General features: G+C 47.3%; 1 protein-coding gene. It reads right to left on the bottom strand.

Features of this window, described 5'->3' with window-relative positions; translation table 11 throughout:
* A partial coding sequence (locus tag U868_RS0123270) for an IS110 family transposase (protein WP_025155369.1) occupies positions 1 to 355 on the bottom strand: 355 nt, incomplete at its 3' end.
* Positions 356 to 716: the final 361 nt, after the last annotated feature.

Here is a 716-nt window from a genome sequence, read left to right as displayed (position 1 = left end):
TTGCCTGCTGAGACTCCGTGCGGGGCTTCACAAATCGCATGGACGGTCGCGATGCCGCTTCACAGATGGCTTCTGCATCAATAAAGTCATTTTTGTTCGTTTTGACAAATGGGCGAACAAACTGTGGGGATATCAGCTTTGGCGTGTGCCCCAGCTCGGACAGTTTGCGCACCATGAAGTGAGCGCCACCACAGGCCTCCATTACAATGGTTGTCGCCGGGCATGTTGCAAGAAATTCATACAGTTTTTGCCGGGTGAATTTTTTCCGATAAATCGCTTTACCATGCCGATTCTGACAATGGATGTGAAAGGAATTTTTACCCAGATCGATACCAATAAGCGCAATATTTTCCATGGTGATTCTCCGAATTAAGCCTGTTATCAGCATAGTGTCCAAGAGGAGGGAGTGACCATCTCATTAATTGAATGTTGTTTTCATTCTTTTTTCTGACCTTAATTTCTTACACGGATGACCGATCTCCGATTTCTTCTCTGAGCGGCCGCCTTTATTTTCATCACATCGCCTGCTTTTTATTCAACAACCTGAATTTTAAGCCGATCTTCCCTATGCCGCCTGCCGCAGCCATTGCTGCTTTTTAAATTCCTGACGCCGCATCTCCAGCAATCTTTCTGCCCTGATACCCGCTTCCGCGCTGTTAAACACCATCCTGCCGCCACACAGCACGCACTGGTATTCACGATCAGCTATCAGATGG

Source organism: Morganella morganii H1r (assembly GCF_000633515.1).
GTDB lineage: Bacteria > Pseudomonadota > Gammaproteobacteria > Enterobacterales > Enterobacteriaceae > Morganella > Morganella morganii_B.
This window is presented reverse-complemented; position numbering and strand designations above follow the sequence as displayed.